Genomic DNA, 26,495 nt, shown 5'->3' with positions numbered 1-26,495 from the left:
AATGTTACATAAACAGCGTGGTTCCTTTTGAACAAAATTTCTGTGTCAAATTAGTTGACATAATATGATTGACGGCTGTTAGATTGTAATTATAATTAAGGAGAATAGTGGCGCTGGACATCAAGAATAATAAAGATAGTGCATTTGCCCTAAACACAAATAAAAAGCAGGGGAGAGAACAGGTATGAAGAAACAAGTTGGTTTAATGCTTATGATCATCCTGGCGTTGACATTCGTCTTGTCCGCATGCGGCAGCAAGAGTCATGACAACACCAATAACTCTAACAAAGGCAGCAACGAAGGTGCTGCATCCCCGGGAACTTCTGGAGCGGCCTCTAAACTTAAAATTGGCATGGCAACGGACGTTGGTGGCGTTAACGACAAATCCTTTAACCAAAGCGCTTGGGAAGCTCTGAAGAAAGTAACGGCTGATACCGGCGCCGAAACAAAATACCTTGAATCCAAAGGCGATGCCGACATGGAGCCGAACCTGAAGGCTTTCGTATCGGAGAAATATGATCTGACTTGGGGGATCGGCTTCCTGTTTACGGATGCGATGACCAAGGTTGCAACCGAAAATCCAAACTCCAAATTCGCGCTTATCGATGCCGAAGTGGATCTGCCTAACGTTGAATCCGTATCTTTCGCGGAAAATGAAGGCTCCTTCCTGGTTGGCGTTGTTGCCGGCTTGATGACGAAAACAAACAAAATCGGTTTCGTAGGCGGCATGGAAATTCCGGTTATCAAAAAATTCGAAGCCGGCTTTAAAGCAGGCGTAGAAGCGGTTAACCCTGAAGCTGCGAAAAGCATGAAAATCAACTATGTAGGCGACTTCTCGAAGCCTGACCTTGGCAAGCAAGCCGCTGCAACGATGTATGACGCTGGCGTCGACATCATCTTCCACGCTTCCGGCGCATCCGGCAACGGCGTATTCAACGAAGCGAAATCCCGTAAAGACGCTGGTAAAGACGTATGGGTAATCGGCGTAGACAAAGACCAATCGCTTGAATTCGGCGACGAAATTACGCTGACTTCCATGATGAAGGGCGTAGAAGCGGCTGTATATAAAGTCTCGACGGATCTGATTAACGGTACATGGCAAGGCGGTAAAGTGGTTACGCTTGGTCTGAAAGACAATGGCGTAGGTTTGCCTGAGACTTCGACGAAAAACGTTCCGGCTGATGTTCTTGCGAAAGTGGAAGAGTACAAACAAAAAATCATCAGCGGCGAGATTACGGTGCCAGTTAAATAATTTTCCTTGCGAAAATGATTTAATGTCGCTGTGTCAAGGCAAGGCCGGCAGTAAGCCGGTCTTGTCCTTTTTTGCCATACAGGTAGAAACCCCGGGGGGATGATGAAAGAATGGACCGGAGCACAACGGCTGTTGAACTAAAAGGGATAACGAAACGTTTTCCAGGGTTAGTGGCCAATGACAACATCAATTTTGAATTGAAAAAAGGCGAGATTCATGCACTGCTCGGCGAGAACGGGGCGGGCAAATCGACGCTGATGAACATTCTGTTCGGCTTGTATCAGCCTGAAGAAGGCGAGATTTGGGTTAACGGCAACAAGACCGTCATTGACGGAGCGGGCAAAGCAATTGAACTTGGGATCGGCATGGTCCATCAGCATTTCAAGCTTGTGCAGCCATTTACGGTTGCAGAGAATATCGTGCTCGGCAACGAGCCGTCGAAATTTGGGTTTCTGAAATATAGACAAGCAAACCACAGAGTTCGGGAGCTCTCCGAACGTTACGGATTGAAAGTAGATCCGCAAATGCGGATTCAAGATATTACGGTTGGCATGCAGCAGCGGGTAGAGATTCTGAAAACCTTGTACCGCGGCGCCGATATTCTGATCTTCGATGAACCGACAGCCGTACTGACGGTTCAGGAAATCGAAGAGTTGATCGAAATTTTGCGCAACCTGTCGGCGGAGGGCAAGTCGATTATTCTGATTACCCATAAGCTGAAGGAAGTTATGGCGCTGGCGGATACGGTAACCGTTATTCGCAGAGGCAAGGTTATTCGCACCCTTCCAACGTCGGAAACAAACGAGCGGCATTTGGCCGAGTTGATGGTCGGCAGAGACGTCACCTTCGAGATCGAGAAATCGAAAAAGGAGCCTGGCGAGGTTGTACTGTCCGTTGATTCGCTGCGCATGAAAGGCGATCAGGGCAAGCAGGTTCTCGATGGCCTCAGCTTTGATGTTCGCGCCGGCGAGATTCTTGGCATCGCAGGGGTTGACGGCAACGGCCAAAGCGAGCTTATCTACGCGATTACGGGAATGCGCGGCGTAAACGGCGGAAGCGTAAGCCTGAACGGCAAGGATATTACAAATCGAACGCCGCGCGAGATATCTCTAGCCGGCGTAAGCCATATTCCTGAGGATCGGCACAAGCATGGTCTCGTCCTTGATTTCACGCTAAGCGAGAACATGATTCTGGGCAATTATTTCGACCCGCAGTTCGGCAAGAACGGTTTTATCGATTTTAAGGCAATGGATACGCTGGCCGATAAGCTGGTCAACGAGTTTGACGTTCGCGGCTCCGGTATCCATGCGAAAGCGCGCTCGCTCTCCGGCGGTAACCAGCAGAAGGCGATTATCGCCCGTGAGCTGTGGAAGAACCCGGATTTGCTTATTGCCGTTCAACCAACGCGCGGTCTCGATATCGGCGCGATTGAATATGTACATAAGCGGCTGGTCGAAGCGCGGAATGAAGGCAAAGCGATTCTGCTCGTTTCCTTTGAGCTCGATGAGCTGTATTCCTTGTCCGACCGGATCGCGGTTATGTACGAAGGCCGCTTGATGGGCGAAGTGGATGCCGATCATCGCGATGATCAGCAGCTTGGACTCATGATGGCGGGCGATGCATCCGCTGCCGCCGCTACTGCAGAAGGGAGGAAGTAGAACGAAATGAACACGATGAGAAAAATATTCGACAAGTCTTCCTTCCTTGTGCCTCTTGTGGCGATCATCCTAGGTCTCATCTGCGGCGCGCTTGCGATGCTCGCGGGCGGATACGATCCTTGGATGGCTTATACCGCTTTGGTGAAGAAGCTGTTCGGCAGTCCTTACGATATCGGTGAAGCAATCCGTGCGATTACGCCGCTTATCTTTACCGGTATTGCGGTAGCCTTTGCTTTCCGTACGGGTCTTTTCAACATTGGTGCCGACGGTCAGTTCCTGATGGGGATGACGGGGGCCACGATTATCGGGGTAACGCTTGATTTGCCATGGTATATCCACGCGCCGCTTGCGATTATCGTAGGCGGACTGTTTGGCGGCCTGTGGGCGGCGCTCGCCGGTTACCTGAAGGCGGCCCGAGGCGTTAACGAGGTTATCTCCTCCATTATGCTGAACTGGATTGCCCTCTTCCTGTCCAACTATATCGTAGGCACGTATCTCGTTATGGAAGGCCAGCAGAAATCGAAGCCGGTTCACGAATCGGCGCTTGTATCGATCAAGTGGCTGTCCGAAAGCATGGGCAATGCCCGCATGCATTGGGGGACGCTCATCGCAATCATCGGTTTGATTGTGTTTTACGTCATTTTGTGGCGCACGAAGAAAGGCTACGAGCTCCGGGCGGTTGGCCTCAACCCGAATGCCGCGCTGTATGCGGGAATGAACGTAAACCGTACGATCATTACCTCGATGTTTATCAGCGGCGTATTCGCCGGACTTGGCGGCGTATTCGAGATTCTTGGCGTCTTTGGTTACCAGACGGTTATGGCCGCGTCATGGGGTTATGGCTTCGACGGCATCGCGGTTGCCCTTCTTGGCGGCAATACGCCAATCGGCGTATTCCTTGGCGCCGTGCTGTTCGGCGGTTTAAGCTACGGCTCGGCCGGCATGAGCTTCGGAGCGAATGTACCACCGGAGATCGTACGGATCGTTATCGGATCCATCATCTTCTTTGTCGCTTCGCACGGTCTCGTGAAGTTCTTCCTGAAGCCGTTTATGGCTCGCCGTTCGAATAAAGGCAAGTCGGAAGGAGGCAGTGCCCTGTGAACGCACTAGATACAATCGGACAGTTAATCAGCATTACGCTTGTCTTCTCAACCGCTTTGATCTTCACCGGACTAGGCGGCGTGTTCTCGGAGCGATCCGGGGTCGTGAACATCGGTCTTGAGGGACTTATGATCGCGGGCGCTTTTGGGGCTGCCGTATTCGCCGATCAAGCCATTCAGGGCGGAATGAAGCATGGCGCGCCATGGATCGGACTGCTTGCCGGTCTGGTGCTTGGACTTGTGGTATCTTTGCTGCACGCGGTTGCCACGATAACGTTCAAAGCCGACCAGACCATTGTAGGCGTCGTTATTAATATTTTGGCGGCGGGTCTTGCCATCTATCTGACGAAGAGCCTCTATGAGGGCTCGGGACAAACAACCACGCTGGAATATGTATTTAATCCGGTCGCCATACCGGGGCTGTCGGATATTCCTTTGCTCGGCAAAGGTATTTTCACCGCTTACCCAACCACTTATATCGTGATCGGGGTTGTTATTCTCAGCTATATCGTGCTATACCGTACAACCTTCGGCCTTCGCCTCCGAGCGGTGGGCGAGCATCCAAGCTCGGCCGATACGGTTGGCATCAGCGTAACGAAGTACCGTTATATCGGCGTGATGCTGAGCGGCGCTTTGGCCGGTCTTGGCGGAGCAACGATCGCCCTGACAACAACAAGCAACTTTGCCCATAATACGATTTCCGGGCAGGGCTTTATCGCGATTGCGGCCGTTATTTTCGGCAAATGGAATCCGCTTGGCGTAGCCGGAGCGGCGATCTTCTTCGGGATGGCGCAGGCGCTCCGGAACTGGGCGCAGCTGTTCGAATGGTCGCATCATATTCCGAATGAATTTTTCTACATGCTGCCGTATCTGCTGACGCTTCTTGTGCTTGCGGGCGCGGTGGGACGCTCGGCGGCGCCGGGCGCGCTTGGCGAGCCGTACGATCCGGCCAAAAGGTAGCCGAAAATCGTATTCCGGCAGCGGTTTACGTCCTCTTCTCCACTTCATGCAAAATTTGCTGTGGAGAAGAGGTTTTTTTATTGTCTAAATACATTGACAGCATCCTGCGCCTGGAGTAAATTAAACCTTAACAAAAGAATCATAAATAGCCATTGACTTTAAAATAGTTTGTGCATCAATTCACAAAGTCTGGGTAGCCATAATCGGAATGGGACTTATCGCCCATCCCTCATAAGAGGAGAGGATCAACTGTGGAAGCACTGGCGCTGGAACGCAAGGCGGAACAGAATCGTGAACTGCGTGAAAGGCTCATGCAATTGAAGAAGGAACGCAATGCCATCATTCTTGCCCATTATTATCAACGAGACGAAATTCAAGAGGTGGCCGATTTCCGCGGGGACTCGTTCCTGCTTGCGCAAAAGGCTGCACAAACCGACGCGGACGTTATTGTTTTTTGCGGCGTTCATTTTATGGGAGAGAGCGCCAAAATTCTGGCTCCTAACAAAACCGTCATTATTCCCGACGAACGCGCCGGCTGCCCGATGGCCGACATGGTTAACGTGGACGGTCTGCGCAAGCTGAAGGCGCAGCATCCGAACGCGACCGTCGTTACGTATATTAACTCTTCCGCGGAGATCAAGGCGGAAACGGATATTTGCTGTACCTCGGCCAACGCCGTTAAAGTGGTGAACTCGGTTGAGGGCGATGAAGTAATCTGGGTACCGGACAAAAACCTTGGCCATTACGTGCAGCAGAACACCGACAAGAAAATGATTATCTGGGAAGGCTACTGCAACACCCATGATATGCTTACCGTGAAAGACGTTGAAGAAATGAAGGCGAAGTATCCGAACGCGCAATTCGTCGTGCATCCGGAATGCCGCCCCGAGGTTGTGGAGCTTGGCGATTTCGTCGGCAGCACGACAGCCATTATTAAATATTGCAAGGAGTCGGATTGTCAGGAGTTTATCGTCGGCACGGAAGACGGTACCGGCTACCAGCTGCGTCTGGACAGCCCGAATAAGACCTTCCATTTTGCATCCAAATATTTGGTTTGCCCGAACATGAAAGTGAACAACTTGAAGAAGCTGGTGAAATGCCTGGAAACCATGCAGCCTCAAATTTACGTTCCCGATCATGTAGCGGAACAAGCTCGTAAGTCCCTGGAGCGCATGTTACTCGTTAAATAGGAGGAGCATGCGCTACTCCTATGCTTGGAGGCGCATTACGAAGATGATGATACCAAGATATCTTGTTGATCTGTCGCTCGAGGACTTGCCGGTAATAGAGAAGGACGTTATCGTGATTGGGGCTGGCATCGCCGGTCTTTTCACCGCGCTCCGGGCAAGCGAGAATAATCAGTCCGTCTTAATGATTACGAAAAAATCACTGCTCGACAGCAATACGCGTTACGCGCAAGGCGGAATCGCGGCTGTAATCTCGGATGACGATTCCCCGGCTTATCACCGCGAGGACACGCTTATTGCGGGGGCAGGCCTCTGCTCCGAGGATGCCGTTAACGTTCTGGTTCACGAAGGACCGGAAGGGGTTAACAACCTGATCCGAATGGGGACGCAGTTCGACCTGGAGAACGGCGAGTTCGCGCTGACCAAGGAGGGCGCGCATAGCCAGCGCCGCATCCTTCATGCCAATGGCGATGCGACGGGTTATGAAATTGTACGCGCTCTTTCCGAGAAGGCGACCGCCGACCCGGGCATTGACGTGTGGGATGATCACTTTGTGATCGATCTGGTCACGCAGGACGGCGAATGCTGCGGGGCTATCGTGCAGAAGCCGGACGGACACCGCTTGTACGTGCGCGGCAAAGCGACGATTCTGTGCTCCGGCGGGACGGGCCAATTATACCGGTACACAACAAACCCGGATGTCGCAACCGGCGACGGAATTGCGATGGCGTATCGGGCTGGCGCGCTCATTCAGGATATGGAGTTTGTGCAATTCCATCCGACTTCGCTATGTTATCCGGGCGCTCCGCGCTTTCTGATCTCGGAAGCCGTTCGCGGAGAAGGCGCGTATCTGCGAAATATCCGGGGCGAGCGGTTTATGGAGCGTTATCATCATCAGCTGGAGCTGGCGCCGCGCGATGTCGTGGCACGCGCTATTGTCAGCGAGATGGAAGAGACGAAGTCGACCTTCGTCTATCTGGATATTACGCATGAATCGCCTGAAATGGTGAAGCATCGTTTCCCTACGATTTACGAGTTCTGCCTGCAGTACGGGCTGGATCTGGCAACCGACTGGATTCCGGTTGCGCCGGCCGCCCATTATATGATGGGCGGAGTCAAAACCGATCTGTTCGGGGAAACCAATATAAGAAGACTGTTTGCTTGCGGGGAAGTATCCTCAACCGGCGTTCATGGCGCGAACCGTCTTGCCAGCAACTCGCTGTCAGAGGCTATTGTGTTTGGCAAACGGATTGTGGACAGCATCATGAAGCTGCCTAAGCTGCAGACGAAGCCGGTCCTCGTGAACGACCAGCCGCGCAGCAGCGCGCCTATGCAGGCGGTAGTCGAGAAGAGACTGAAGCTGCAGAAGGTGATGGTGCGGTATGCGGGGCTTCGCCGCGACGCGCACGGTCTTGAGAGAGGGCTTGAGGAACTGAAGCGGCAGCTGCCGTTCTTCCAATCCGTTCTGACCAAACGCGAGGAGTACGAATTCGCTAACCTGCTGACCTGCGCGATTCTAACCACGGAATCCGCGTTGCAGCGGGAGGAAAGCCGGGGCGGGCATTACCGGGAGGACTTTCCGGAGAAGAATGACGAGGCATGGCGCAAGCATACCGTGATGCAACGGCTGCAAGGAACGACGGAGGAGCGAATTATTCATGTTTGATACAACGTTTGGCACATATAACCATGCCCTGCGCGAGCAAATCCGCGGCTGGCTGGCCGAAGATATCGGCAGCGGCGATATTACGACGGCAACGACCATTCCGATGGGCTCGCAGTCTACGGCGGTGATCCATGTGAAGGAGAGCGGGATTATTGCCGGTCTCCCGGTTGCGCGGATCGTTTTCGAGATTGTGGATCCGTCGCTTCGGTTTGAAGCAAAAGTGATAGACGGGGAGCGCGTAGAGAAGGGGACGGTCATCGCAACCGTGGAAGGCAGCACTCACAGCCTGCTTACGGGCGAGCGACTGGCGCTGAACCTGATGCAGCGTTTGTCCGGCATCGCAACAAAGACCAATGCTTTTGTAACGGCGCTGGAAGGCTTGCCTGTCCGTCTCGTGGATACGCGCAAAACAACGCCCGGCCACCGCATGCTGGAGAAGTACGCAGTCCGTGTCGGCGGGGGAGCGAATCACCGCTTTGGTTTATACGACGCCGTAATGATCAAAGATAATCATATCAAGGGCGCGGGCGGCATCCGCCAGGCTGTTGAGGCATCCCGCGCGGCGATTCCACATACAATGAAAATCGAAGTAGAGGCGGAGTGTATTGAGCAGGTGGAAGAAGCGCTGGCCTGCGGAGCGGATATTATCATGCTCGACAATATGGCACCGGCGCTGATGACGGAGGCAGTAAGCCTCATTAAGTCGCGCTCGCCTCATGTTATAGTAGAAGCGTCCGGCAACGTGCGTTTGGATACGGTCCGCAGCATTGCGGCCTGCGGCGTGGATGTCATTTCCGTCGGGGGCTTGACCTATTCCTTTAACGCTCTTGATATCAGTCTGGATTTGAATGAGAAAAAAGGAGGCGCGCGGGCGTGATTTTAGTAATCGATGTGGGCAACACAAACATCGTTCTGGGCGTCTATAAGGGCAAGGACCTGCTGCATCACTGGCGGCTCAGCACGAACCGCTCGGCGACCGTTGACGAATACGGCATGAATATTCATAATTTGTTCCACTATGCGGGTATCCGGATGGAGCAGATCGAAGGCGTAATTATCTCCTCCGTTGTGCCGCCGCTCATGCGCGCCCTGGAACAGCTTTGCATGAAATATTTGCGCAAAACGCCGCTTGTCGTTGGACCCGGCATTAAAACCGGGCTTAATATACGCTACGAGAATCCGCGCGAGGTTGGCGCCGACCGGATCGTAAACTCCGTTGCCGGTATCGTCAAATACGGCGCGCCGCTGATCGTTGTTGATTTCGGCACGGCCACAACGTTTGATTATATCGATGCTTCGGGAAGCTATCTGGGCGGAGCGATTGTGCCGGGCATCGGCATTTCCACGGAAGCCTTGTACCAGCGCGCGGCTAAGCTGCCGCGCATTGAGCTGGTCAAGCCGAAGAGCGTTATCGGCCGCAATCCCGTTACGTCCATGCAAGCCGGTATCATCTATGGTTATGCGGGACAAGTTGACGGTATCGTGAACCGGATTAGAAAAGAGTTTCAGGTAAGCCCCCGCGTTGTGGCAACGGGAGGGCTGGCGGAGTTAATTAGCACGGAATCGGAAACGATAGAAGAAGTCGATCCACTTCTGACGTTGGAAGGATTGCGCATTATTTACGAACGGAATCAGGAGGGATAAACATGGAGCAGTTACCAGACGTTCTCGTCCGGGGGACGGCGTGGGGAGGCAAGATCCGCGTATTCGCAGCCTGCACAACGCAGCTTGTAAATGAGCTTCAGCGGCGCCACCACACAATGCCCACCGCAACGGCAGCCTTCGGGCGCACGGCAACAGCCGCCGCGATTATGGGCGCAATGCTGAAAGGCGAAGAGCAGCTGACGGTTAAAGTAAAAGGCGACGGTCCGATCGGACAAATCGTGGTTGACGCGAATGCGCACGGCGAAGTGCGCGGGTATGTCGATAATCCCGATGTCCTGCTGCCAAGCAACGAACAGGGGAAAATCGATGTTGCCGGCGGCGTTGGCCGTAACGGCTATCTTCACATTATAAAGGATCTCGGCCTCAAGGATCCTTATCTCGGCAGCGTCCCGATTGTATCGGGCGAGCTGGGCGAGGATTTCACTTATTACTTTGCCGTATCCGAACAGACGCCTTCCGCAGTTGGACTTGGCGTGCTTGTTGAGCCGGAAGGAAGAGTCACTCATGCGGGCGGCTTTATTTTACAGCTTCTGCCCGGTCTTACCGATGAGGAGATTACCCGTCTTGAGCAGACTATCGGCTCCATTCCGCATGTGACCAAGCTGATGGAGCAGGGCGAAACGCCGGAGGGCATCCTTCGCAGGCTGGTAGGCGACGATCTGCATATCCATGATACGCTGGAGCTGAAGTTCCAATGCAAATGCTCGCGGGATCGGGTCGAGCAGACGCTGATTAGCCTAGGGGCATCGGAGCTGGAGCAGATTATCGAGGAAGACGGCAAGGCAGAGGTTGTCTGCCATTATTGCAATGAGGCTTACACGTTTGACCGGGAGCAGCTGCAAGAGCTGCTTGACCAGGCGAAGCCAAAGCTTGTGCAATAACGCCGGAAGCATGGGGGAATGAAGAAATACGGGGTATTAAAAGCAGTTGTTGTACTTCAAGCGATCTGCATGATCGTCCTAAGCGTGGCGGTTATCGTGAAGCTGTCTCCGTTCTCGGACGATCCCGAGAAGCATGATTCCGATTCGGAGACAAAAGCGCAAGCCGGGGATACGCCTAGCGATTCCGATCCTTCCCGGAGCGAAGGAATTGCTGCGACGGTAGGAGGCTTCCCGATAACGGCCGCGGAGCTGGCCGATCAGCTTAAACGGCAGTATGGCGATAATGTGCTGAGGACATTGATGGTCCATAAGGCGATAGATCTGGAAGCAGAGGCGCAGCGGCTAACCCTGTCCTCCGAGGAGGAGGAGCGGGAGCTTGCCGCTATGATGGACGGCTATGACAGCGAGGAAGTTTTTTATGAAGTAATGAAAGAACAGCTTGGCATGACGAAGAGTGATGTAGAAGAAGACGTAAAGTACCGTCTGCTGCTCGAGAAGATTGCCATTCTGACCGTTAATCTGTCCGAAGTGGAGATCGAGAATTACATAGCGGCTCATCCGGAGCAGTTTGCGGACCGGCTAAGGCTTCATTTGCAATGGATTGTCACGGATACGAAGAACGAAGCAAGCGATGTTCTCGATAAGCTCGCTGCCGGCGATTCGTTCGAACAGCTTGCGCTGGAGTATTCGAAGGATGCGAATACATCGGGTTCGGGCGGCGACCTTGGACTTATCGATTTGGACGATCCGTTTTACGATGCCGATATGCTGGAGGAAGCGGGCAGGCTGCAGACCGGCGAGTCAACCGGTCCCATCAAGGTTCCGGAGGGCTATGCGGTTATCCGCGTACTGGAGCGGCAGAAGACCGAGGGGCTGACGGGACATGTCCTGTACGATACGGCCCGCAAGGAGCTGGCGCTGTCCAAAGCCAAGCCGCTTAGTGAGATCGAGGATGATTTGCTCAAGAAATACAACGCGGAGATTACCCCTTAGAGCACTTATCAATTATCAGGGAGAAGTCGCCTACCGGGCGGCTTCTCCCTTTTCCTGTCAATTCAAGAAAGAAACTATTGACAACGGATGCGAGAGATTGATAAGATGTTAGTAGTGAAAAAACCAACTGAATTAGTCGGAATAAGGGAGGCAATTATTCTCATGGCTAGAATCGTTAACAGCGTAACTGAACTTATTGGTGATACACCGCTTGTCCGTTTGAACCGTCTTGTACCGGAAGACAGCGCGGAAATCTATGTGAAGCTTGAGTACCAGAACCCTGGCGCAAGCGTTAAAGACCGTATCGCGATCAGCATGATCGAGGTAGCGGAGCAAGAGGGCATTCTGAAGCCCGGCGATACGATTGTCGAGCCTACAAGCGGCAACACGGGTATCGGTCTTGCAATGGTAGCTGCGGCAAAAGGCTACAAAGCGATCCTCGTTATGCCTGAAACAATGAGTATCGAGCGCCGCAACCTGCTTCGCGCTTACGGTGCCGAGCTTGTTCTGACTCCAGGATCCGAAGGCATGAACGGTGCCGTTCGCAAAGCGGAAGAGCTGGCGAAGGAGAACCCGTCTTACTTCATCCCGCAACAATTCAAGAACCAAGCCAACGTGAAAGTACACCGTGAAACAACAGGTCCGGAGATCGTCGAAGCGATTAACTCGCTGGACGGCAAGCTGGATGCTTTTGTTGCCGGCATCGGTACTGGCGGAACAATCTCGGGCACGGGCGAAGTGCTGAAGAAGAACTTCGAAGGCATCAAGATTTACGCGGTTGAGCCTGCTGCATCCCCGATCCTGTCGGGCGGCAACCCGGGTCCTCACAAAATCCAAGGCATCGGCGCTAACTTCGTGCCGGATATCCTGAATCGCGAGATCTACGACGGCGTTATTACCGTTGAGAATGAAGAAGCTTTCGAATTTGCACGCCGTGCTGCAAAAGAAGAAGGTCTTCTGGTCGGTATTTCTTCCGGTGCAGCAATCTATGCCGCTCTGAAAGTAGCGAAGGAACTCGGCAAAGGAAAACGCGTTATTGCGATTATTCCATCCAACGGCGAGCGTTACCTGTCTACGCCTCTGTTCAACTTCGAGAACTAATATTGTCGCCAAAAAGCCCCCCGTTCTTAGGAACGGGGGGCTTTTTGACGTTTGTTTAGGCTTTTTGTATACTTAGCAAATCATACCTGATCGGAGGAAATTGACATGTTCACCGCACTAGGGCAGTGGGCTTTATGGCAGGCAGAGCGCAAATACACCACCTTGCCGCTGCTGAAGCGCATTCCGCTTCATGCCATTACGGTTGATTCATGGGAGTCGGCATGGCGCGAGGCTTCCCCGCATGCATTCGTTTTGGAGAGCGGTAAGGATGGACGTTATACCTATTTGGGGCTTCATCCGGAAGGGGTTATCCGCGGCAAAGGACACCATGCCCAGTCATCGGAATGGGACCGGGAGGGACAGGTTCTCTCGGAGCAGCTCTGGGAGGGCAAGCCGCTTGAGGTTGTCCGGCGCTGGATGGAGCCGCACCGCGCACCTAAGCTTGCTGGGGGACCAAAGTGGACAGGGGGCTGCGTAGGCTTCTGGAGCTATGATGTGATCCGTTCTATCGAACGGCTGCCCGAGCTTGCGGCGGACGACACGGGACTTCCGGATTATCTGTTCCTGCGGATGAACCGGATCTGGATCGTGGATCAGCAGGAGAAGATGCTGTACTGCGCGGTCCATAAGGCGGTTACCGGGGAAGAGAACGAAGCGCAGCTGCAGGCCAAATACGACGAGGCCGTTGTTGAAGCTGAGGAGATGGAGATATTTTGGCAGCAGCATATTCAGCCTCAGGGCGGCGAGGCGTCAGCCGTGCGCGAGGAACGAAGACAATTCACAGCAGGCGACAGTCTTCACATTGACGTAGAGTCGGTAGAAGGCATCACTTCTCCATTCCGGAAGGAAGCATTTATGGAGGCAGTCCGCCGGATTCAGCAGTATATCAGCCAGGGAGACGTATTCCAGGTGAACCTGTCGCAGCGGCAGAGCAGGCAGGTCAGCTCCCCGCCGGAGGAGCTGTACGAATGGCTGCGTATTTTCAATCCGTCGCCTTATATGGGCTTTCTCCGCTGTCCGGACTTCCAGCTGGTTTCTGCCTCTCCGGAGCTTCTGGTCGAGCAGAACGGCGGCAAGCTGGCAACACGACCGATAGCGGGCACTCGACGCCGGGGACGCTCGGAGGCGGAAGACGGCGTGATGGCAGAGGAGCTCCGAGCTAGCGAGAAGGAGCGGGCCGAGCATATTATGCTGGTTGACCTGGAGCGGAACGATCTTGGACGAATATCGGAATTCGGAACCGTTAAAGTGGAAGAGCTTATGGTTATCGAATATTATTCCCACGTGATGCATCTGGTCTCGCAGGTGGAAGGACGCCTTGCCGAAGGAAAGGATGCCTTTGACGTCATTGCCGCAACTTTCCCGGGAGGAACGATTACCGGCGCGCCGAAGATCCGGACGATGGAGATTATCGAGGAGCTTGAGCCCGTGCGGCGGGGAGCTTATACGGGATCGCTCGGATGGATTGACTATAATGGCGATATGGAATTTAATATAATAATAAGAACGATGGCGGTGAAGGACGGTATCGTTAATATTCAAGCCGGAGCGGGCATCGTTATTGATTCCGATCCGGAACGGGAATATTACGAATCGTTAAATAAAGCAAAGGCGTTGTGGAAGGCCATTCAGTACAGCGAAAGGTTTGCGGAGCGGGCGAGCCGGACATAGCGCGGAGCGACATACAAAGGGGGAGCAGGAGCGATGATTCTAGTAATTGATAATTATGATTCGTTTACGTACAACTTGGTGCAATATTTGGGTGAACTGGGCGAAGAGGTTGTCGTGAAACGGAATGACGAGATTGATCTTGCGGGCATTGAGGCGCTGAAGCCCGACCATATCCTGATCTCGCCAGGGCCTTGCTCTCCGAACGAAGCGGGGATTAGCCTGTCAGTCATCGAGCATTTCAAAGGCGTTATTCCGATCTTTGGCGTGTGTCTTGGTCACCAGTCGATCGGACAAGCCTTTGGCGGCGATGTAGTGCGCGCGGAAAAGCTCATGCACGGCAAGACATCCGAAATTCTGCATGACGGCAAAACGATTTTTGAAGGGATCCCATCGCCGTATACGGCTACTCGCTACCACTCTCTTATCGTGAAGCGCGAAACGCTTCCGGATTGCCTGGAGATCACCGCGGAAACGGCCGAAGGCGAAATTATGGGGCTGCGCCATAAGGAATATCCGATTGAAGGCGTACAGTTCCATCCCGAATCGATCATCACGCAGCACGGTCATGACATGCTGCGCAATTTCTTGAAAATCCGAACGGGCGCGGCGCGATGAAGATCGGGCTGAACGGAGCGGTAATGGAATCTGGCGAAGCTGTGATCTCGGTATACGATCACGGCTTTTTGTACGGTATGGGGTTATTTGAGACGTTCCGCACGTACGGCGGCAAGCCGTATTTGCTGGAGCGGCATATGAAGCGCCTGGCGGAGGGCTGCGAAGCGATCGGTATCCGTTACAAGCCGGATCCGGATGCGGTCCGGGGGATGATAGACGCTCTGTTGAGAGAGAACGGGCTTGCGGAAGGTTACATCCGTCTGACCGTTACGGCGGGAACCGGGGAACTGGGACTTCCGCCGGGGGATTACGAGCAGCCTACGGAGTTTATGCTCGTTAAGGCGCTTCCGCCCCATAGCGAAAGCCTGTACAGTGAAGGCAAGGAATTGCGGCTGCTTAATACGGCAAGAAATACCCCGGAAGGTACCATTCGATTAAAATCGCTCCATTATATGAACAATATAATTGCAAAGCGGGAATTGCTGGCAAGCGATGCTTCGCCTTCGGCGGAGGGACTTATGCTGAGCCACGAGGGACTCCTCGCGGAAGGCATCGTCAGCAACGTGTTTTTCGTGCAGGAGGATACGATTTATACTCCTTCGACAGATATCGGTATTTTGCCGGGGATTACCAGACAGCGGGTTATCGAACTGGCACGCGGGCTTGGCTATGCCGTGAGGGAGGGGCATTATTTGTTTGAGGAGCTTCTTGCCGCGAATGAAGTGTGGCTGACGACTTCTATACAGGAGCTTGTACCGGTAACGCGAGTAACCGATCATCACGGCGGCAGTACGGTGGTTGGTTCCGGAACGGCAGGACCCGTTCTGCGGGAGCTGCTGCTCGCCTACCGCGAAGATACGGAGGAACAACAACGATGAGCGAACAAGAACAGGGACAGGAACTTAGAGGTTATAAGCCGACCTTTTGGAATAGAAGCTATGAGCTTGACGGCGGAATGAAGCTGGAGCTTGGGAAGCGGACGCTGATTATGGGCATTCTGAACGCCACGCCGGATTCTTTCTCGGATGGCGGCCGGTATAACCATGCGGAGGCAGCTGCTGCCCGCGCAGCCGCAATGGTCGAAGAAGGCGTGGACATTATCGATATCGGCGCGGAATCGACCCGCCCCGGCTTTGAGCCGGTCAGCGTGGAAGAAGAGCTCCGCCGTCTGCTGCCCGTTATCCGGGCCGTACGCGAAGCGGCGCCACGCGTGCCTATCTCCATCGACACGTACAAGGCCGAGACGGCGCGCCAGGCGCTTGAAGCGGGCGCGCATATCATCAACGACATCTGGGGTCTGAAGCATGACCCCTTTATGGCGGCCGTGGCGGCCGAATACGGCTGTCCGGTTATTATCAGCCACAACCGCCCTGCCCGGGACTACGGCGACCTCGTCCCGGATGTGCTCGCCGACCTGCGGGCGAGCGTGGCTATTGCTCTTCAGGCTGGCGTTGAAGCGAGCCGGATCTGGCTCGACCCGGGTCTTGGCTTCGCCAAGGACCATGACGACAACCTCGAATTTATGGGCCGGTTGTCGGAACTGACCGCGCTTGGTTACCCGGTGCTGCTTGGCACCTCGCGCAAACGGTTTATCCGGCAGACGCTCAACCTGCCGGTGGACGATCTTGCGGAAGGCACGGCGGCTACTACGGCGCTTGGCATTGCCCAAGGCTGCCAAATCGTGCGGGTGCATGATGTGCGCGCGAATAAGCGGACTGCGATGATGACCGACGCGATTATGTACAATTCTAAGAAAGTATAAGTTACTGTTTGATTGGCGAAACGTCTGCTGCCCCTCTAAGGACCGCAGTCGTTTACGCTTGAGCCACTCTACCTAGAAAGCGGGGAAGCTAAAAGCATGGACAGCATGATCATGAGGGGCATGCAATTTTACGGTTATCACGGCGTTTTTCCGGAGGAGAACAGGCTGGGACAGAAGTTTATCGTTGATCTTGACCTGAAGCTGGACCTGGAGAAAGCGGCGGAAACCGATGATTTGGATGCAACGGTCAACTATGCCGAGCTGTACGAGCAGGTCAAATCCGTCGTGCAGGGAGAGCCTTACAAATTAATCGAAGCTTTGGCCGGCGGCATTGCAACGCGGGTTTTGGAAGCTTATACTATGATAAATGAAGTGACGGTTCGCGTAACGAAGCCAAATCCGCCGTTCGAGATCCATTTTGACGGGGTTACGATTGAGCTCCGCCGCAAGCGGGACGGGAATGGGCGTGTTGTCCGTGCCTAACATCGCGACGCAGGCGTACATTGCTCTAGGCTCCAATCTTAACGATCGCGAGGGACTGCTTCGGCAGGCGGTGGAACACCTCCGGCAACAGCCAGGCGTTCAAGTTTTAGGGATATCCGGTATTTACGAGACTGCCCCTGTCGGGTATACGGATCAGCCGGCTTTTCTGAATATGGCGATGGCCGTTCTGACTACTCTTTCGCCTATTGAGCTTCTTCACGTGTTATTCAAGGTCGAACAGCTTCTTGGACGAGTAAGAGATATACGCTGGGGACCGCGCACCATAGATCTAGATCTGCTGTTATATGGAGATGTTGCGATGGATGGCGAGGAGCTGACGCTTCCTCACCCCCGTATGATGGAGCGGGCTTTCGTGCTTGTTCCGCTTGCGGATGTCATCGATCCGTCGCATCCTCTGCAGGACCTTGTTTCGGCTTCTGCGGCAGCGGCGCTTCAGGATGGAAAGGAAGGCATCACGTTATGGAAAATCACCAATTGGCTCAGCGGGTCCGGGCATTCCGGAAGCTGAAGGGCTACACCCAGCAGGAGCTGGCAAAGGTATTAGGCGTATCGGTTGCGGTCCTTGGATCGCTGGAGCGGGGAACCCGCAAGCCCGATGCCCGGCTTATGATGAATATAGCGAATACGCTTGGCATCAGCTATGAAGAACTAATGGATACGGAATCATAACGTACCTTTCATATGACGCGATAGAACTTCATTACGTCGTCAATAAGGCGGTCAATCGGTTTAAGAGGAGGAACAAAAGCAGCATGTTGAAAATCGGAGACATCGAGATGAAAAATAAAGTCGTGCTCGCGCCGATGGCCGGTGTCTGCAACCCTGCTTTCCGTCTGATTGCCAAAGAATTCGGAACCGGCCTCGTATGCGCGGAGATGGTCAGCGATAAAGCGATCCTGCACGGCAATAAGCGTACGATGGAAATGCTGTTTGTAGACGAGCGCGAAAAACCGCTTAGCCTGCAAATTTTCGGCGGCGACCGCGAGTCGCTCGTCGAAGCGGCCAAGGTCGTGGACCAGCAGACCAATGCCGATATTATTGATATCAATATGGGGTGCCCGGTGCCAAAGGTTACAAATTGCGACGCTGGTGCGCGCTGGCTGCTTGATCCCAACAAAATTTACGAGATGGTGTCGGCGGTAACCGCCGCAGTCAGCAAGCCGGTAACCGTAAAGATGCGGATCGGCTGGGACGACGAGCATATTTACGCGGTAGACAACGCGAAGGCTGTCGAAAGCGCGGGCGGCAAAGCGGTCAGCGTTCATGGCCGCACCCGCGAGCAGCAATACACCGGCAAAGCGAACTGGGATATTATCCGCGACGTGAAGCAAGCCGTCTCCATTCCGGTCATCGGCAATGGCGATGTCTTCTCGCCGGAGGACGCCCGCCGGCTGCTAGACCATACCGGCTGCGACGGGGTTATGATCGGACGCGGAGCGCTCGGCAACCCTTGGATGCTGTACCGGACGATTCAATACCTGGAAACGGGCGAGCTGCTGCCGGATCCGCTTCCGCGCGAGAAGCTGGAAGTTGCGATTTTGCACATGGACCGTCTTATAGCCTTGAGAGGCGAAGCGACAGCCGTACGCGAAATGCGCAAGCATATGGCCTGGTACCTCAAAGGGCTTCCGGGCGCGGCACGCGTGAAAGATGTCATTATGGAAGAGACAGGACGCGACAAGCTTGTCGAAATTATGGAGCAGTACATCGCTTCTTTGGATGAGGAAGCTCTTGCCGGCATGGCCGGAAGCTCTAACAAAGCACATTAAGAGAGCGAAGAGGATTATCGGTCTGCAAACCGATAATCCTCTTAAGTCTCTTTCCGATAAAGCGGTTACACCACAAATTTGGCTTTGATTGACATTCGGGGTGTCTTTGAAATATAATCTTGCAATATACATCAACGACATCGTCGTTTCCGCGCTGGCTGCCCCGCAACTTGGCATGAGGAACGGGGAATGCAATATATTAAATACAGTGAATTCATACGCCGTATGAATAATATGTCACACGACAGGAGAATCGGAAGATGAGCGATAAGGAAATCATTCTGACTCAGGACGGGTTAAAGAAACTTGAAGAGGAACTGGAAAACCTCAAGTCGGTCAAGCGTCGTGAAGTAGCGGAACGTATTAAGGTGGCCATTGGCTACGGCGACATCAGCGAGAACTCGGAATATGAGGATGCCAAGAATGAACAGGCTTTCATCGAAGGCCGTATCATTACGCTTGAGAAAATGCTCCGCAACGCGCGGATTATTAATAATGATGAGATTGATACCGATACGGTAAGTATTGGATCGGTCGTAACGGTGGAAGATTTGGAATTCGGTGATACAATGGAATATGCAATCGTAGGAACAGCCGAGTCCGACCCTCTTCACAATAAAATCTCGAATGAGAGCCCCGTAGGCAAAGCGATACTGGGCAAGAAGAAAGGTACTGTCGTGGACGTTAGCGTGCCTGCCGGCATCATTCAATATAAAATCGTCGATATTAAAAAATAAGGTCTGCACTGCCATTTGCGCATATTTTTCGAAAGCTTCCTTATCGGAAGCTTTTTGAACGTTAAATATAAGAAAGTATAGGTTTTCTCTATACTGTGCTTATATTTCACTCGCGAAGCGTCTGCTGCCCCTCCCCGGGACGGCGCAGCCGTTTACGCTTGAGCAGTGCCTTTCATTTAGGAGATGAATAAAGTGGATCAGCAAAACACGGGAGTGGAACAAGAACAAGAACTAAGCGAACTTCTGCAAATCCGCAGGGACAAATTGGACGAGCTGAGAGCCCTTGGCGTTGACCCGTTCGGCGTCAAATTCGAGCGTACGCACAATGCGAAAGACATTGTGTCCGCTTATGAAGAACTCAGCAAGGAAGAGCTGGAAGAGAAAGCAATCAAGGTAAGCATTGCGGGCCGCATTATGCAAAAGCGCGGCATGGGCAAAGCTTCTTTTGCGCATATTCAGGATCTTTCCGGCAAAATCCAGATCTACGTCCGTAAGGATACGGTTGAAGCGAACAAATACGCGGCTTTTGAACTGCTTGATATCGGCGATATCGTTGGCATCACGGGCGTCGTGTTCAAGACAAACACCGGCGAAGTATCGGTAAAAGCTTACGAAGTGGAAGTGTTGACGAAGTCTTTGCTTCCGCTGCCCGATAAATATCACGGCTTGAAGGACGTAGAGCTGCGCTACCGCCAGCGTTACGTCGATCTGATCGTGAACCCTGACGTACAGCAAACGTTCATTACGCGTTCCCGCATTATTCAATCGATGCGCCGTTACCTTGATTCGAAGGGCTATCTCGAAGTGGAAACGCCAACGCTGCATTCCATTGCCGGCGGTGCTGCGGCTCGTCCGTTCATCACTCACCACAATGCGCTTGATATGCAGCTGTACATGCGTATCGCGATTGAACTTCACTTGAAACGCCTTATCGTAGGCGGTCTGGAGAAGGTATACGAGATCGGCCGCGTTTACCGGAACGAAGGCATCTCGACGCGCCATAATCCGGAGTTTACCATGATCGAGCTGTACGAGGCATATGCCGATTACAAGGACATCATGGCGCTGACGGAGAACCTTATTGCCCATATCGCGCAAGAGGTTCTAGGCACGATGAAAATTTCTTACCAAGGCCAAGAGATCGATCTGACGCCGCAGTGGCGCCGTGTTTCCATGGTAGACCTGGTTAAAGAGGTTACCGGCGTTGACTTCAGCGTAGAGATGAGCGACGAGGAGGCTCATGCCCTGGCGAAGGAGCATAAAGTACCGGTTGAGCCTCATATGACGTTTGGCCATATTTTGAATGCATTCTTCGAAACGCATTGCGAGCATACTTTGATTCAGCCGACATTCGTTACGGGACATCCGGTTGCGATCTCGCCGCTGGCGAAAAAGAACCCGGCAGACCCGCGCTTTACGGACCGCTTCGAGCTGTTTATCGTAGCGCGCGAGCATGCGAACGCGTTCACCGAGCTGAACGATCCAATTGACCAGCGTCAGCGCTTTGAAGCTCAGCTCGTCGAGAAGGAACAAGGCAATGACGAAGCGCATGAGATGGATGACGACTTCATCCGCGCCCTCGAGTACGGCATGCCGCCTACCGGCGGACTTGGCATTGGCGTTGACCGCCTTGTTATGCTGCTTACCGATGCGCCTTCCATCCGTGACGTACTGCTGTTCCCGCATATGCGCGAGCGTGCGGGCGAATAAGAGGCTAACGACAGCACCGCTTGGACTAACAGGTCCGGGCGGTGTTTTTTTATACCGTGCTTCGATTTCATTCGCGAAATGCAAGCTGCCTCTCCTATGGAGGGCGAAACCGTTTTCACTTGGATAGGAGTACACATTGACTTTTGATAGGGAAAGTGAGAATGTATTTTACAGGAAAAACAAGCTCGAGAAACTTAACGTTTGAGGTGAACCGCGGAAAATGTGGAAGAGTGGCTTGCGTGCAATCATTTGTTTATTATTTGTTCTCGTTGTTGGTCTTTTGCCTGCCATGAACGGTTATGTTTCAGCTGAGGGGAGTCCCGGCGCGGAAACTAACGCCTTAGGCAATATTGCGACAGAAGCTTTCTCGCCTGTCATTACTCTGCAGTCGGAACAGACCGCCTCGGCGACACCTCAAAATCAGGAAAAAATAGACCCGAAGAAAATATCGGCCTTTTCGGTATTATCGATATCGGCTTTGTTTGGCGCCTTATTCGCATACCTGTACAGCAGATGGCTGCGTGCCCGGGAATTCGCGGCGAGCGGCAAGCCTCTAGCTGCCGGCGACAAATCATCCCTGAACGGACTGTGGATTGCGCTTTTAGCGGCATTCGCTTTCCGTTTCTATATAGCAGCCACGAATCCCGGCTATACGAATGATATTAATACGTTTATTTATTGGGCGAATCATGCCTTCAAGGACGGCCTCGGCAACTTCTATCAGGAAGGCCTCTTTGCCGATTATCCGCCCGGCTATATTTATGTGCTTTATGTCATGGGGGCGCTGCAATCGTGGTTCGGCATCGGGTCTACCAGCGATGCAGCGATAGTGTTTTACAAGCTTCCGGCTATTTTCACGGATCTTATTACCGGTTATCTCATTTATCGCACGGCCGTAAAAAAACTCGATCACCGGGCTGCCTTCGGCCTGGCGATGATTTTCGTCTGGAACCCTGCCGTCTGGATCAATTCCGCCGGATGGGGGCAGGTGGATTCCTTTTTCGCACTGATTCTGGTGTTGGGTATTCGAGCCATTACGGACGGCAAGCTGGAGCGTGGGTCGGTCTGGTTTGCGCTGGCCGTGCTTGTGAAACCGCAGGCGCTGATTTTTACGCCGGTTATGCTGCTCGCTTACGGTTACAACCTCAGGCACTGGAAGCGTGTTGCCGCGGGTGTCGGCTACGGGGCTGTTGCGTTCCTGCTGCTTGCCGCACCGTTTATTTGGAAGAACGGCGGATTGTCCGCGCTCTATCATCTTTATAAATCAACCCTGTCTTCTTATCCGTACGCCACGTTGAACGCGTTTAATCTCTATGCTTTAACCGGCGGCAACTGGGCGAAGCTGGATGCGCATTGGCTTGGTCTGGAGTACTCCTCCTGGGGGAACATCGGAATCGTCCTTGCGACGGTGGTTTCGGTCCTCTTCTTTGCCTTCCGCAAGCAGCAAAAGGACCTGACGGGCTCCTTCTATATGGCTTTGATTCTAATCGTTACGGTTTTTATGTTTGCTGCCAAAATGCACGAGCGCTACATGTTCCCGGCACTCCTTCTGATGATCTTCGCTTACATAGAGGCGAAGGACCGCCGGATTCTGCAGCTGCTGCTTGGCTTTAGCATCACCCATTTTATTAATGTCGGCTATGTCCTGGCCTTCAGTCAGGAGAACACGTTCCTGCCTTCTTCGAACGGCATTATGATCGTGACTTCGCTTGTTAATATCGGCTTGTATTTGTACATGATTTATATTGGCTATGATAGATATATCAAGGGTCGCCTGCAGCCGGTTCCCGCTTTGACGAAAGACGAGCTAGCCTTGTCCGAGGATCGGCTGCTTCAGAGCGTAAGGGCGCAGGAACAGCCGGCTCGCAGGCTGCAGCGCAGGGATTGGCTGTGGATGTCCGCCATCACGGGGATTTATGCCGTTATCGCGCTTGTAAATCTGGGCTCCACGGTTAGCTTCGACAGCGGTTGGAAGGCTGAACGGGATGGCCAGAGCTTTTACGTGGATTTTGGCAAGCAGGTTCAAATTGGCCGGATCAACAGTTTTAATGGGGTTGGCGTTGGCAAATACAAATGGGAATTCAGCGGCAGCACGCCGGATCAATGGAGCAATCCCGTTGAGATCGAGCAGAAGGTTGGCGACGACCTGAAGTGGACGGTTAACCCGGTCAACCAGACGGTCAGGTATGCAAAGCTGACGGTAACCCAGTGGGGCTTCTCCATGCAGGAGGTTGCTTTCTATCCGGAGGGCAGCGACAAGCCGATCCCAATCGAGCGTGTTGTTGATCTTGGAGATGCAAGCGAGGTGCGGGAGGACGCGGCTCTTGCGGGCAGCCGGTTGTTTGATGAGCAGCAGGATGCCGTGTATAAACCGAACTATTTGAACAGCTCTTATTTTGACGAGATTTACCATGCCCGCACCGCTTACGAGAATCTTCATGGCATGAAGGCTTACGAGAATACGCATCCGCCGCTCGGCAAGCTGCTCATAGCGGTAGGGATAAAAGTATTCGGGCTTAGCCCGTTTGGCTGGCGGATCGTAGGGACGCTGTTTGGCATTGCAATGCTGCCCATTATATATCTGTTTGCCTTGCAGTTGTTCCGGAAAACGGGCTTCGCGGCAACCGCAGCCATCCTGTTTGCGGCAGACTTTATGCATTTCACGCAGACGCGGATTGCAACCATTGACGTATACGGCGTCTTTTTCATTATGCTGATGTTCTACTTCATGAATAAATACAGGGAAATGAGCTTCTACCGCTCTCCGCTGCGTAAAACGTTAGTACCATTATTCTGGGCCGGGCTGATGTTCGGAATCGGGGTTGCTTCCAAGTGGATTGTCATCTATGGCGGCGCAGGACTGGCGGTTATGCTGGCGCTTGTCCTGATTGAACGTTACCGGGAGCATGCAGCGGCTAAACGCGTTTTGGCGGACGGGGAAGAAGGCTATCCTTATGAAGATAACGAAGCTTATCAAAAGGCTTCCCGCGGGTTTATACGCAACACGGTACTGACTCTTGCAAGCTGTCTAGTCTTTTTCGTCGCGATCCCGCTAGTTATCTATTGCTTGTCTTATATTCCCGTTCTCCACGTTAAGGGAGATACGTATACCGCGGAACGGCTTATCGAGTACCAGGAGCATATGTACGATTACCACAGCAAGCTTGTCGCTACTCATCCGTATTCGTCCCAGTGGTGGGAGTGGCCGTTCATGAAGCGACCGGTGTGGTACTACAACGGCAAGAACCTGGAGCCGGGACAGGTCTCCTCCATATCGGCGTTTGGCAATCCGTTGATTTGGTGGACGGGGATCTTCGCCGTAATCGCTGCTTTGTATATAAGCGTGAAGCGCAAGGATAAGAGAATGTACGTGCTATGGATCGCTTACTTATCGCAATACCTGCCATGGATGCTCGTGCCGCGGCTGACGTTCTTGTATCATTATTTTGCAATGGTGCCATTCATGATTCTGGCTATCGTTTATATATTTACCCGTATCGAAGAAGGCCGCGACAATAAAAAATGGATTCGATGGGTCTATGCCGGCATAGCGGTCGTTCTGTTTATAATGTATTATCCGGTCATTTCCGGTATGGAAGTAAGCAAGGAATATGTGATGATTGCTTTAAGACATTTTGACTCATGGGTCTTTTACAGCTGACGAACGGAAGGGGTAGACGGGCGTGAAGGCGAGATACAGCATTATAGTGCCGATGTATAACGAAGAAGAAGTGATTCGCCATACGTATGCGAAGCTGAAAGAAGTGATGGACGGTTACGGAGAGCCTTACGAGCTTATATTCGTTAACGATGGCAGCAAAGACCGTACGGTCGAGATCGTGGGTGTCATCTGTCAGGAGGACGGCAATGTCCGTCTTGTCAATTTTTCGCGCAATTTTGGCCATCAGATTGCCATTACCGCCGGTATGGATTTCGCGCAAGGCGAAGCCATTATCATTATAGATGCGGATCTTCAGGATCCGCCGGAAGTGATGCTCGATATGATCGCCAAGTGGAAGGAAGGCTACGAGGTTGTCTACGGCAAGCGGCTGAAGCGCAAAGGCGAAACGGTCTTCAAGAAGCTGACGGCGATGATGTTCTACCGCACGATGCGGAGCTTGACGAATTTCGATATTCCGATGGACACCGGCGATTTCCGCCTGATCGACCGTAAAGTTTGCGATGTACTGCGCGGGTTGAAGGAGAAGAACCGTTTCGTGCGTGGTCTTGTCAGCTGGGTAGGCTTCCGCCAGACGATGGTGGAGTATGTACGCGAGGAGCGATTTGCGGGCGAAACCAAGTATCCGCTCAAAAAAATGATTAATTTTGCGGTGGACGGCATCACCTCCTTCTCTTATAAGCCGCTCAAAATCGCCAGCTATATCGGCTTTACCCTGTCGGCAACAAGCTTCGTTTACTTATTGGTCGTACTGTGCCAGCGTCTCTTTACCTCAAGCACGGTAGCGGGATGGACAACCATTGTCGCCATTAACCTATTGTTTAACGGTATTATTCTGATGCTGCTTGGACTCATCGGCGAATACATTGGCCGAATCTATGACGAATCCAAGAACCGTCCTCTATATATCGTAAGAGAAGCAAGAGGGTTCGGCGAAGAGAAGGAGCAAGAGGAGAAGGAGGAGAAGGATCGCGAATATGTCCATTGAGCAGCCTCGGCAGCAAATTAGCCCTAAAAAACAAAAGCTTGGCGCGTTAAAGCAATTCGTCTTATTTAATATGGTCGGTTTGCTCAACACCCTCGTAGACTTTATTGTCTATAGCATACTGGTGTGGGCGGGACTGTACGTCCTTCCCGCGCAGGTTATCTCTTATAGTGCCGGCATGGCGAACAGCTATGCGCTCAATTCTCTCATTACCTTTAAAGGGGCTTCAAAAAAAGAGGGAGCAGTCAAAGCGGGAAGCGGAAGAGCCGTACGCTTTATTCTGCTGAACGCAGCCGTACTGGGAGTGTCTATGCTGCTCCTCTATGAGTTGACGGAAACAGCGGGATTAGGTCCGTTAACGGCCAAGCTGCTAGCAACGGTAGTAACCGTTGTGCTTAACTTCGCGGGCAGCAAGTGGTGGGTATTCAAGGAGTCTTAAAACGCGAGTTAGCTAGTCTCAAATAAAACTTTAAAAAAATGCTTGCAATCCAATAGGCGTTCATGATATATTATCTCTTGTCGCCGCTGAGAAATACGGTGATGAACGAAAAACAAATTGTTCTTTGAAAACTGAACAACGAGCGAAACTGCCCCGTTAGA

General features: G+C 52.9%; 24 protein-coding genes. All 24 read left to right on the top strand.

Translation table 11 applies throughout. The annotated features are described in order from the left end of the window. Nucleotides 1-184 precede the first annotated feature (184 nt). The 24 genes from FHT67_RS27820 to FHT67_RS27705 all read left to right on the top strand — a co-directional run bounded on the left by FHT67_RS27820 (nucleotide 185) and on the right by FHT67_RS27705 (nucleotide 26,334). A complete protein-coding gene (locus FHT67_RS27820) occupies nucleotides 185-1,252 on the top strand; it encodes a BMP family lipoprotein (RefSeq protein WP_132312919.1) in 1,068 nt (355 codons plus the stop codon). A 110-nt stretch (nucleotides 1,253-1,362) separates the two neighbouring features. Continuing rightward, the gene (locus tag FHT67_RS27815) at nucleotides 1,363-2,910 is read left to right on the top strand and encodes an ABC transporter ATP-binding protein (protein WP_132312917.1); all 1,548 of its coding nucleotides are present in this window, start codon (nucleotides 1,363-1,365) and stop codon (nucleotides 2,908-2,910) included. A 6-nt stretch (nucleotides 2,911-2,916) separates the two neighbouring features. Continuing rightward, nucleotides 2,917-4,011, top strand: coding sequence for an ABC transporter permease (locus tag FHT67_RS27810; RefSeq protein ID WP_132312915.1), 1,095 nt, complete (start codon nucleotides 2,917-2,919; stop codon nucleotides 4,009-4,011). After that, nucleotides 4,008-4,970 carry an ABC transporter permease gene (locus tag FHT67_RS27805; protein WP_132312913.1) on the top strand — a complete coding sequence of 321 codons (963 nt, stop codon included), beginning with the start codon at nucleotides 4,008-4,010 and terminating at the stop codon, nucleotides 4,968-4,970. Before FHT67_RS27810 ends, FHT67_RS27805 begins: the two co-directional genes overlap by 4 nt. A 251-nt stretch (nucleotides 4,971-5,221) precedes the next feature. Then, nucleotides 5,222-6,160, top strand: a complete 939-nt coding sequence (nadA, locus tag FHT67_RS27800; protein WP_132312912.1) for a quinolinate synthase NadA — start codon at nucleotides 5,222-5,224, stop codon at nucleotides 6,158-6,160. Between the two features lie 46 nt (nucleotides 6,161-6,206). Beyond that, nucleotides 6,207-7,823 carry an L-aspartate oxidase gene (gene nadB / locus FHT67_RS27795; protein ID WP_167202030.1) on the top strand — a complete coding sequence of 539 codons (1,617 nt, stop codon included), beginning with the start codon at nucleotides 6,207-6,209 and terminating at the stop codon, nucleotides 7,821-7,823. Beyond that, entirely contained in the window at nucleotides 7,816-8,700 is an 885-nt protein-coding gene (gene nadC / locus FHT67_RS27790; protein ID WP_167202012.1) for a carboxylating nicotinate-nucleotide diphosphorylase, read from the top strand. Before nadB ends, nadC begins: the two co-directional genes overlap by 8 nt. Beyond that, complete coding sequence (locus tag FHT67_RS27785; protein ID WP_132312908.1) at nucleotides 8,697-9,467, top strand: type III pantothenate kinase; 771 nt, start codon at nucleotides 8,697-8,699, stop codon at nucleotides 9,465-9,467. Before nadC ends, FHT67_RS27785 begins: the two co-directional genes overlap by 4 nt. A gap of 2 nt (nucleotides 9,468-9,469) precedes the next feature. After that, nucleotides 9,470-10,369, top strand: coding sequence for an Hsp33 family molecular chaperone HslO (gene hslO / locus FHT67_RS27780; RefSeq protein ID WP_167202011.1), 900 nt, complete (start codon nucleotides 9,470-9,472; stop codon nucleotides 10,367-10,369). Between the two features lie 18 nt (nucleotides 10,370-10,387). Continuing rightward, on the top strand, nucleotides 10,388-11,362 hold the full coding sequence (locus tag FHT67_RS27775) for a peptidylprolyl isomerase (RefSeq protein WP_167202010.1): 975 nt from the start codon (nucleotides 10,388-10,390) through the stop codon (nucleotides 11,360-11,362). 162 nt (nucleotides 11,363-11,524) lie between these two features. After that, nucleotides 11,525-12,463, top strand: coding sequence for a cysteine synthase A (gene cysK, locus FHT67_RS27770; RefSeq protein WP_132312902.1), 939 nt, complete (start codon nucleotides 11,525-11,527; stop codon nucleotides 12,461-12,463). A gap of 105 nt (nucleotides 12,464-12,568) precedes the next feature. Next, nucleotides 12,569-14,134 carry an anthranilate synthase component I family protein gene (locus tag FHT67_RS27765; protein WP_167202009.1) on the top strand — a complete coding sequence of 522 codons (1,566 nt, stop codon included), beginning with the start codon at nucleotides 12,569-12,571 and terminating at the stop codon, nucleotides 14,132-14,134. A gap of 33 nt (nucleotides 14,135-14,167) precedes the next feature. Then, the gene (pabA, locus tag FHT67_RS27760; protein WP_132312898.1) at nucleotides 14,168-14,749 is read left to right on the top strand and encodes an aminodeoxychorismate/anthranilate synthase component II; all 582 of its coding nucleotides are present in this window, start codon (nucleotides 14,168-14,170) and stop codon (nucleotides 14,747-14,749) included. Then, nucleotides 14,746-15,627 (top strand): aminodeoxychorismate lyase, encoded by an 882-nt coding sequence (pabC, locus tag FHT67_RS27755; protein ID WP_132312896.1) that lies wholly within the window; start codon nucleotides 14,746-14,748, stop codon nucleotides 15,625-15,627. The genes pabA and pabC overlap by 4 nt, the downstream gene beginning before the upstream one ends. Continuing rightward, nucleotides 15,624-16,511, top strand: coding sequence for a dihydropteroate synthase (gene folP, locus FHT67_RS27750; protein ID WP_167202008.1), 888 nt, complete (start codon nucleotides 15,624-15,626; stop codon nucleotides 16,509-16,511). Before pabC ends, folP begins: the two co-directional genes overlap by 4 nt. Before the next feature lie 96 nt (nucleotides 16,512-16,607). After that, a complete protein-coding gene (folB, locus tag FHT67_RS27745) occupies nucleotides 16,608-16,994 on the top strand; it encodes a dihydroneopterin aldolase (RefSeq protein WP_132312892.1) in 387 nt (128 codons plus the stop codon). After that, nucleotides 16,972-17,523, top strand: a complete 552-nt coding sequence (gene folK, locus FHT67_RS27740) for a 2-amino-4-hydroxy-6-hydroxymethyldihydropteridine diphosphokinase (protein WP_132312890.1) — start codon at nucleotides 16,972-16,974, stop codon at nucleotides 17,521-17,523. The genes folB and folK overlap by 23 nt, the downstream gene beginning before the upstream one ends. Continuing rightward, nucleotides 17,475-17,684, top strand: coding sequence for a helix-turn-helix domain-containing protein (locus FHT67_RS27735; protein ID WP_012772083.1), 210 nt, complete (start codon nucleotides 17,475-17,477; stop codon nucleotides 17,682-17,684). Before folK ends, FHT67_RS27735 begins: the two co-directional genes overlap by 49 nt. Nucleotides 17,685-17,767: 83 nt before the next feature. Then, entirely contained in the window at nucleotides 17,768-18,784 is a 1,017-nt protein-coding gene (dusB, locus tag FHT67_RS27730) for a tRNA dihydrouridine synthase DusB (protein ID WP_132312888.1), read from the top strand. Between the two features lie 260 nt (nucleotides 18,785-19,044). Next, the gene (greA, locus tag FHT67_RS27725) at nucleotides 19,045-19,521 is read left to right on the top strand and encodes a transcription elongation factor GreA (protein ID WP_132312886.1); all 477 of its coding nucleotides are present in this window, start codon (nucleotides 19,045-19,047) and stop codon (nucleotides 19,519-19,521) included. Nucleotides 19,522-19,704: 183 nt separating this feature from the next. After that, complete coding sequence (gene lysS, locus FHT67_RS27720; RefSeq protein ID WP_208403644.1) at nucleotides 19,705-21,231, top strand: lysine--tRNA ligase; 1,527 nt, start codon at nucleotides 19,705-19,707, stop codon at nucleotides 21,229-21,231. Nucleotides 21,232-21,466: 235 nt separating this feature from the next. After that, nucleotides 21,467-24,892 carry a glycosyltransferase family 39 protein gene (locus FHT67_RS27715; protein WP_243867532.1) on the top strand — a complete coding sequence of 1,142 codons (3,426 nt, stop codon included), beginning with the start codon at nucleotides 21,467-21,469 and terminating at the stop codon, nucleotides 24,890-24,892. Nucleotides 24,893-24,914: 22 nt separating this feature from the next. Continuing rightward, nucleotides 24,915-25,898 (top strand): glycosyltransferase, encoded by a 984-nt coding sequence (locus tag FHT67_RS27710; RefSeq protein ID WP_167202007.1) that lies wholly within the window; start codon nucleotides 24,915-24,917, stop codon nucleotides 25,896-25,898. Next, nucleotides 25,888-26,334: a GtrA family protein gene (locus tag FHT67_RS27705; RefSeq protein ID WP_208403642.1), complete on the top strand. Its 447-nt coding sequence runs from the start codon at nucleotides 25,888-25,890 to the stop codon at nucleotides 26,332-26,334. The genes FHT67_RS27710 and FHT67_RS27705 overlap by 11 nt, the downstream gene beginning before the upstream one ends. The last annotated feature ends 161 nt before the right edge of the window (nucleotides 26,335-26,495 follow it).

It is taken from the genome of Paenibacillus sp. BK720, from assembly GCF_011761545.1.
GTDB lineage: Bacteria > Bacillota > Bacilli > Paenibacillales > Paenibacillaceae > Pristimantibacillus.
This window is presented reverse-complemented; position numbering and strand designations above follow the sequence as displayed.

Excerpts from the sequence above, each read along its gene's own strand:
- FHT67_RS27815 (WP_132312917.1), top strand. The coding sequence starts at position 1,363 with ATGGACCGGAGCACAACGGCTGTTGAACTAAAAGGGATAACGAAACGT.
- dusB (WP_132312888.1), top strand. The coding sequence starts at position 17,768 with ATGTTGAAAATCGGAGACATCGAGATGAAAAATAAAGTCGTGCTCGCG.
- nadC (WP_167202012.1), top strand. The coding sequence starts at position 7,816 with ATGTTTGATACAACGTTTGGCACATATAACCATGCCCTGCGCGAGCAA.
- pabA (WP_132312898.1), top strand. The coding sequence starts at position 14,168 with ATGATTCTAGTAATTGATAATTATGATTCGTTTACGTACAACTTGGTG.
- greA (WP_132312886.1), top strand. The coding sequence starts at position 19,045 with ATGAGCGATAAGGAAATCATTCTGACTCAGGACGGGTTAAAGAAACTT.
- folP (WP_167202008.1), top strand. The coding sequence starts at position 15,624 with ATGAGCGAACAAGAACAGGGACAGGAACTTAGAGGTTATAAGCCGACC.
- cysK (WP_132312902.1), top strand. The coding sequence starts at position 11,525 with ATGGCTAGAATCGTTAACAGCGTAACTGAACTTATTGGTGATACACCG.
- FHT67_RS27775 (WP_167202010.1), top strand. The coding sequence starts at position 10,388 with ATGAAGAAATACGGGGTATTAAAAGCAGTTGTTGTACTTCAAGCGATC.
- pabC (WP_132312896.1), top strand. The coding sequence starts at position 14,746 with ATGAAGATCGGGCTGAACGGAGCGGTAATGGAATCTGGCGAAGCTGTG.
- FHT67_RS27735 (WP_012772083.1), top strand. The coding sequence starts at position 17,475 with ATGGAAAATCACCAATTGGCTCAGCGGGTCCGGGCATTCCGGAAGCTG.
- FHT67_RS27765 (WP_167202009.1), top strand. The coding sequence starts at position 12,569 with ATGTTCACCGCACTAGGGCAGTGGGCTTTATGGCAGGCAGAGCGCAAA.
- nadB (WP_167202030.1), top strand. The coding sequence starts at position 6,207 with ATGATACCAAGATATCTTGTTGATCTGTCGCTCGAGGACTTGCCGGTA.
- FHT67_RS27810 (WP_132312915.1), top strand. The coding sequence starts at position 2,917 with ATGAACACGATGAGAAAAATATTCGACAAGTCTTCCTTCCTTGTGCCT.
- folK (WP_132312890.1), top strand. The coding sequence starts at position 16,972 with ATGGGCGTGTTGTCCGTGCCTAACATCGCGACGCAGGCGTACATTGCT.
- FHT67_RS27820 (WP_132312919.1), top strand. The coding sequence starts at position 185 with ATGAAGAAACAAGTTGGTTTAATGCTTATGATCATCCTGGCGTTGACA.
- hslO (WP_167202011.1), top strand. The coding sequence starts at position 9,470 with ATGGAGCAGTTACCAGACGTTCTCGTCCGGGGGACGGCGTGGGGAGGC.
- lysS (WP_208403644.1), top strand. The coding sequence starts at position 19,705 with ATGAATAAAGTGGATCAGCAAAACACGGGAGTGGAACAAGAACAAGAA.
- folB (WP_132312892.1), top strand. The coding sequence starts at position 16,608 with ATGGACAGCATGATCATGAGGGGCATGCAATTTTACGGTTATCACGGC.
- FHT67_RS27705 (WP_208403642.1), top strand. The coding sequence starts at position 25,888 with ATGTCCATTGAGCAGCCTCGGCAGCAAATTAGCCCTAAAAAACAAAAG.